The sequence below is a fragment of the Salibaculum sp. genome (assembly GCF_035270045.1).
GTDB lineage: Bacteria > Pseudomonadota > Alphaproteobacteria > Rhodobacterales > Rhodobacteraceae > Salibaculum.
Map to the genome: position 1 here is coordinate 1 of NZ_DATFIP010000003.1, position 5,628 is coordinate 5,628.

General features: G+C 63.5%; 10 protein-coding genes and 1 pseudogene. 10 read left to right on the top strand and 1 reads right to left on the bottom strand.

Features of this window, described 5'->3' with window-relative positions:
* The 10 genes from VJ897_RS00640 to rplP all read left to right on the top strand — a co-directional run.
* On the top strand, positions 1–132 hold a 132-nt coding region (locus VJ897_RS00640; protein ID WP_527251204.1), incomplete at its 5' end, for an EF-Tu C-terminal domain-related protein.
* A 131-nt stretch (positions 133–263) separates the two neighbouring features.
* Positions 264–572 (top strand): 30S ribosomal protein S10, encoded by a 309-nt coding sequence (gene rpsJ, locus VJ897_RS00645; RefSeq protein ID WP_324052291.1) that lies wholly within the window; start codon positions 264–266, stop codon positions 570–572.
* 15 nt (positions 573–587) lie between these two features.
* A complete protein-coding gene (rplC, locus tag VJ897_RS00650; protein ID WP_324052276.1) occupies positions 588–1,424 on the top strand; it encodes a 50S ribosomal protein L3 in 837 nt (278 codons plus the stop codon).
* Positions 1,414–2,031: a 50S ribosomal protein L4 gene (gene rplD / locus VJ897_RS00655; RefSeq protein ID WP_324052278.1), complete on the top strand. Its 618-nt coding sequence runs from the start codon at positions 1,414–1,416 to the stop codon at positions 2,029–2,031. Before rplC ends, rplD begins: the two co-directional genes overlap by 11 nt.
* Positions 2,028–2,324, top strand: coding sequence for a 50S ribosomal protein L23 (locus VJ897_RS00660; protein ID WP_324052279.1), 297 nt, complete (start codon positions 2,028–2,030; stop codon positions 2,322–2,324). The genes rplD and VJ897_RS00660 overlap by 4 nt, the downstream gene beginning before the upstream one ends.
* 152 nt (positions 2,325–2,476) lie before the next feature.
* Positions 2,477–3,319, top strand: a complete 843-nt coding sequence (gene rplB / locus VJ897_RS00665) for a 50S ribosomal protein L2 (RefSeq protein WP_324052281.1) — start codon at positions 2,477–2,479, stop codon at positions 3,317–3,319.
* 3 nt (positions 3,320–3,322) lie between these two features.
* Complete coding sequence (gene rpsS / locus VJ897_RS00670) at positions 3,323–3,601, top strand: 30S ribosomal protein S19 (protein WP_324052283.1); 279 nt, start codon at positions 3,323–3,325, stop codon at positions 3,599–3,601.
* A gap of 2 nt (positions 3,602–3,603) precedes the next feature.
* Positions 3,604–3,984, top strand: a complete 381-nt coding sequence (rplV, locus tag VJ897_RS00675; protein WP_324052285.1) for a 50S ribosomal protein L22 — start codon at positions 3,604–3,606, stop codon at positions 3,982–3,984.
* Positions 3,984–4,691: a 30S ribosomal protein S3 gene (gene rpsC, locus VJ897_RS00680; protein WP_324052287.1), complete on the top strand. Its 708-nt coding sequence runs from the start codon at positions 3,984–3,986 to the stop codon at positions 4,689–4,691. Before rplV ends, rpsC begins: the two co-directional genes overlap by 1 nt.
* A 13-nt stretch (positions 4,692–4,704) precedes the next feature.
* Complete coding sequence (rplP, locus tag VJ897_RS00685; RefSeq protein WP_324052289.1) at positions 4,705–5,118, top strand: 50S ribosomal protein L16; 414 nt, start codon at positions 4,705–4,707, stop codon at positions 5,116–5,118.
* A gap of 112 nt (positions 5,119–5,230) precedes the next feature.
* Here the strand turns inward: rplP and VJ897_RS00690 are convergent.
* Positions 5,231–5,628, bottom strand: a pseudogene (locus VJ897_RS00690) (lysozyme family protein); the annotation flags it as partial.

Consider the following 5,628-nt stretch of genomic DNA (forward strand, 5'->3'; position numbering starts at 1 on the left):
ATGCCCGGTGACAACCTGAAGTTCACCGCCGAACTGATCGCGCCGATCGCCATGGAAGAAGGCCTGCGCTTCGCCATCCGCGAAGGCGGCCGCACCGTCGGCTCCGGTGTCGTCTCAAAGATCATCGACTGAGCCGGAGCGGACGAGGGAAGACCGGGGTGGGCCGCAGGGTCCACCCCCCTGCAATTCAGGGTTCGACGTGGGGGCGCAATCCCGTGAGCTCCACCTCTCAATCCTCAGCCTAAGAGGGCGCGAAAATGGCAATTCAAAGCCAAAATATCCGCATCCGGCTCAAGGCCTTCGATTACCGCGTGCTGGACACCAGCACCCAGGAAATCGTTAACACGGCCAAGCGCACCGGTGCGTCGGTTCGGGGTCCGATCCCGCTTCCGAACAAGAGCGAGAAGTTCACCGTTCTGCGGGGGCCTCACGTTGACAAGAAATCCCGCGACCAGTTCGAGATCCGCACGCACAAGCGTCTGCTCGATATCGTGGACCCGACCCCGCAGACCGTGGACGCGCTGATGAAGCTCGACCTCGCGGCCGGCGTGGATGTCGAGATCAAGGTTTAAGGGGGGCCATCAGACATGTTGCGCTCTGGTGTTATCGCAAAGAAGGTCGGGATGACCCGTATCTTCCAGGAAGACGGTCGGCAGGTTCCTGTGACCGTACTTCGGCTCGACAATCTTCAGGTCGTGGCCCAACGCACCGCCGAGAAGGATGGCTACAGCGCCGTTCAGCTTGGCGCCGGCGCTGCCAAGGCCAAGCGGACCACCGCGCCGATGCGCGGCCACTTCGCCAAGGCCAAGGTGGAGCCCAAGCGGAAGGTCGCGGAATTCCGCGTGGACCCCGACAACCTGATCAACGTGGGCGAGGAGATCATCGCCAGTCACTACTTCGAGGGACAGTTCGTCGACGTGTCGGGCACCTCGATCGGCAAGGGTTTTGCCGGTGGCATGAAGCGGCACAACTTCCGCGGCCTCGAGGCCACGCACGGTGTCTCGATCAGCCACCGTGCCCACGGGTCCACGGGCCAGTGTCAGGACCCCGGCAAGGTGTTCAAAGGCAAGAAGATGGCAGGCCACATGGGCGCCGCCAAGGTCACCACGCAGAACCTGCAGGTGGTGCGGACCGATAGCGACCGTGGCCTGATCATGGTCAAGGGTGCGGTGCCGGGTTCCAAGGGCAGCTGGGTGACCATCAAGGACGCGGTCAAGAAGCCGCTCCCCGAGAACCTGATCTACCCCGCCGCGCTCAAGTCTGCCGCCCGTGAAGCCGAACGCCTCGCCGAGGAAGCCGCCGCGCAGGCGGCCGCCGAGGAAGAAGCCGCGGCGCAGGCTGCGGCCGAGGCCGAGCAGGCCGCCATGGAGGCCGCCGAAGCCGAAGAGTCCGCGCCGGAAGGAGGCGAATCCGATGAAAGCTGACGCGATCAAACTGGACGGCAACAAGGCCGGGTCCGTGGAACTGTCCGACGATGTCTTCGGGCTGGAACCGCGTGCCGACATCCTGCACCGCGTGGTCCGCTGGCAGCGCAACAATGCGCAGGCTGGCACGCACAAGGCCAAGACCCGCTCGGAAACGAGCTACTCGTCAAAGAAGATCTATCGCCAGAAGGGCACCGGTGGCGCACGTCACGGTGACCGGAATGCGCCGATCTTCCGCAAGGGCGGTATCTACAAGGGTCCGACGCCGCGCAGCCATGGCCATGAGTTGACCAAGAAGTTCCGCAAGCTGGGTCTCAAGCACGCCCTGTCCGCCAAGGTGAAGGCCGGTGAACTGGTGGTGCTCGAGTCGGCCGAGGCTGACGGAAAGACCGCGGCCCTGGCCAAGCAGGTCAATGATCTGGGCTGGAAGCGGGCGCTGGTCATCGACGGGACCGAGGTGAACGAAGGCTTCGCCAAGGCCGCGCGCAACCTCACCAACCTGGACGTGCTGCCCTCGATGGGCGCCAACGTCTACGACATCCTCAAGTCGGACACGCTGGTGCTGACCAAGGCGGGTGTCGAAGCTCTGGAGGCTCGCCTGAAATGAGTGCCAAGGCAGAACATTATGACGTGATCCGCAAGCCGGTCATCACCGAGAAATCCACGATGGCCTCCGAGGCCGGTGCGGTGGTTTTCGAGGTGGCGATCGACGCCAACAAGCCGCAGATCAAGGAGGCGGTCGAAAGTCTCTTCGGCGTGAAGGTCAAGGCGGTGAACACCACCATCACCAAGGGCAAGACCAAGCGGTTCCGCGGCCAGCCCGGTCGCCGTAACGACGTCAAGAAGGCCTATGTGACGCTCGAAGAGGGCAACACGATTGACGTGACGACCGGCCTCTAATAGGTGACAGCATCTGCCCAGCCCCGGATTCGTCCGGGGCTCGGCGCTTTCGCACGGGGTTGGCAAGCCATCCCTTTCGAACCGGGGACCTTCGGGGCCCTTAACCACATAGGCCCAAGACCGGGCCGCAAAGCAACGGAAAGTCAGTAAACATGGCACTCAAGTCGTATAAGCCGACGACGCCGGGCCAGCGTGGGCTGGTTCTGATCGACCGCTCGGAGCTTTGGAAAGGCCGCCCTGTCAAGGCCCTCACGGAGGGTTTGACCAAGAAAGGCGGCCGGAACAATACCGGACGGATTACCGCGCGGCGTCGTGGCGGTGGAGCAAAGCGCCTCTACCGGATCGTGGATTTCAAACGCAACAAGTTCGACGTCGAAGCCGTCGTCGTGCGCATCGAATATGACCCGAACCGCACCGCGTTCATCGCGCTCATTCAATATACCGATGGCGAACAGGCCTATATCCTCGCCCCGCAGCGCATGGCTGTCGGCGACAAGGTGATTGCTTCTGCCAAGGCCGATATCAAGCCCGGCAACGCGATGCCCTTCAGCGGCATGCCCATCGGCACGATCGTTCACAACATCGAGCTCAAGCCCGGCAAGGGTGGCCAGATCGCACGTGCCGCGGGGACCTACGCGCAGTTCGTCGGTCGTGACGGCGGCTACGCCCAGATCCGGCTGTCCTCGGGCGAGCTGCGCATGGTCCGGCAGGAATGCAAGGCCACCGTCGGCGCCGTTTCCAACCCGGACAAGACCAACCAGAACATCGGCAAGGCCGGGCGCAATCGGCACCTGGGCAAGCGTCCGTCGGTTCGTGGTGTCGTCATGAACCCGATCGACCACCCACACGGCGGCGGCGAGGGCCGGACATCCGGCGGCCGTCACCCCGTTTCGCCCTGGGGCAAGCCCACCAAGGGCAAGCGCACCCGTAACACGAACAAGGCATCGCAGCGCATGATCCTGCGCTCGCGTCACGCCAAGAAGAAAGGGCGCTAGGACATGGCTCGCTCTGTATGGAAAGGCCCGTTTGTCGACAGCTTCGTGCTCAAGAAAGCCGAAGCTGCCCGGGAATCCGGCCGCAACGACGTTATCAAGATCTGGTCGCGCCGCTCGACGATCCTGCCCCAGTTCGTGGGCCTGACGTTCGGCGTCTACAACGGCCGCAAGCACGTTCCTGTGAACGTAACCGAGGACATGATCGGTCAGAAGTTTGGTGAATATTCGCCGACCCGTACCTACTACGGGCACATGGCCGACAAGAAAGCGAAGCGGAAATAGTCATGGGCCAGGATAAAAACCCCCGCCGCGTGGCAGAGAACGAAGCAATGGCGAAAACCCGTATGCTTCGCACCAGCCCGCAGAAACTGAACCTCGTCGCCGGCATGATCCGTGGCAAGAAGGTCGAGACCGCACTGAACGACCTGACATTCTCGAAGAAGCGGGTCGCGCAGGACGTCAAGAAGTGCCTTCAGTCCGCGATCGCCAATGCCGAGAACAATCACAATCTCGACGTTGACGAACTGGTCGTGGCCGAGGCTTTCGTCGGCAAGAACCTGACCATGAAGCGTGGTCGTCCGCGGGCGCGTGGCCGGTTCGGCCGCATTCTGAAGCCGTTCGCGGAAATCACCATCAAGGTGCGTCAAGTTGAGGAGCAAGCCTAATGGGTAACAAGGTCAATCCCGTCGGAATGCGCCTCCAGGTCAACCGCACCTGGGACAGCCGCTGGTATGCCGACACCAAGGACTACGGCGATTTACTGCTCGAGGACATCAAGATCCGCGAGTTCATCAAGACCGAATGCAAGCAGGCCGGCGTTGCCCGCGTGGTTATCGAGCGTCCGCACAAGAAGTGCCGTGTCACGATCCATACCGCCCGTCCGGGCGTCATCATCGGCAAGAAGGGCGCGGATATCGAAACGCTGCGCAAGAAGCTCTCGACGATGACGGATAGCGAACTGCACCTGAACATCGTCGAGGTGCGCAAGCCCGAACTCGACGCCCAGCTGGTCGGCGAGAACATCGCCCAGCAGCTTGAGCGTCGTGTCTCTTTCCGCCGTGCGCTCAAGCGCGCCGTGCAGAACGCGATGCGCATGGGGGCCCTTGGCATCCGTGTGAACATGGCCGGACGCCTCGGCGGGGCCGAAATCGCGCGGACCGAGTACTATCACGAGGGAAGCGTTCCGCTGCACACTCTGCGGGCCGATATCGACTATGCGCAAAGCGAAGCCATGACACCCTATGGCATCATCGGGATCAAGGTCTGGATCTTCAAGGGAGAGATCATGGAACATGACCCCTCCGCGCGCGATCGCAAGCAACAAGAGCTGCAAGACGGCCCCGCCCCGCGCGGTGCCGGCGGCCGTCGCTAGGGAGATCTGAGACATGCTTCAGCCAAAGCGTACGAAATTCCGCAAGATGCACAAGGGCCGCATTCGCGGCGAGGCCAAGGGCGGGTCCGACCTGAACTTCGGCACCTTCGGGCTAAAGGCGGTGGAACCCCAGCGCGTCAGCGCTCGCCAGATCGAGGCGGCCCGCCGCGCCATGACGCGCCACATGAAGCGTCAGGGCCGCGTCTGGATTCGCATCTTTCCCGATACCCCGGTTTCGGCCAAGCCGATCGAGGTTCGCATGGGCAAGGGTAAGGGCTCGGTGGATCGCTGGGTCTGCAAGGTCAAGCCCGGTCGCGTGATGTTCGAGATCGACGGCGTCAGCGACACTGTCGCGCGCGAGGCCCTGCGCCTTGCGGCGATGAAGCTTCCGGTCAAGACCCGGACTGTCGCCCGCGAGGATTGGTAACCGGCCTTTCACGAGAAACGCCGAGTTCGGGCAAGCGGTCGACGCCGCCAATGGCGGCCGCACCTCGCCACAAAAAAGAAGCCCTCGCCGGGAAGCTGGCGGGGGCTTCGTCTTATCCCGCCTCTGGCCAGATGCGAGCCATTCCGCCCTCGAAATCCGCCCAGGTCATGGTGGCGCTGTTGCCCGCGTAGCCCTCGTAATAGGATCGCCCATCCGGGAGCGGCAGGCCCGCCCAGATACGGGCGAGGTTGTGCATGAAACGGCTGCGCGGCAGGTCGCCGGTGCGGAAATCCTCCAGCCCGGCCTCGCGCAGCAGGACCATGGCCAGGCGGTCCTGCACCCCGGGGGCAAAGACCGTCTGCGGCGGCAATTCCTCGGCACGGACCAAGCGACGCAGCGTGTCGGGGATGAACTGGTAGCGCCCTATGGCGTGGGGCTGGTTCGGCGTGGCCGCGATCCAGGCGTCGATCTGGGCGAGGGTCAGCGCGGTTGGTGGGCCGGGTGGGGGCA

Bases quoted from the DNA above. Each gene is read 5' to 3' on its own strand.
- rplC (WP_324052276.1), top strand. From the start codon at position 588: ATGTTGCGCTCTGGTGTTATCGCAAAGAAGGTCGGGATGACCCGTATC.
- rplD (WP_324052278.1), top strand. From the start codon at position 1,414: ATGAAAGCTGACGCGATCAAACTGGACGGCAACAAGGCCGGGTCCGTG.
- VJ897_RS00660 (WP_324052279.1), top strand. From the start codon at position 2,028: ATGAGTGCCAAGGCAGAACATTATGACGTGATCCGCAAGCCGGTCATC.
- rplB (WP_324052281.1), top strand. From the start codon at position 2,477: ATGGCACTCAAGTCGTATAAGCCGACGACGCCGGGCCAGCGTGGGCTG.
- rpsS (WP_324052283.1), top strand. From the start codon at position 3,323: ATGGCTCGCTCTGTATGGAAAGGCCCGTTTGTCGACAGCTTCGTGCTC.
- rplV (WP_324052285.1), top strand. From the start codon at position 3,604: ATGGGCCAGGATAAAAACCCCCGCCGCGTGGCAGAGAACGAAGCAATG.
- rpsC (WP_324052287.1), top strand. From the start codon at position 3,984: ATGGGTAACAAGGTCAATCCCGTCGGAATGCGCCTCCAGGTCAACCGC.
- rplP (WP_324052289.1), top strand. From the start codon at position 4,705: ATGCTTCAGCCAAAGCGTACGAAATTCCGCAAGATGCACAAGGGCCGC.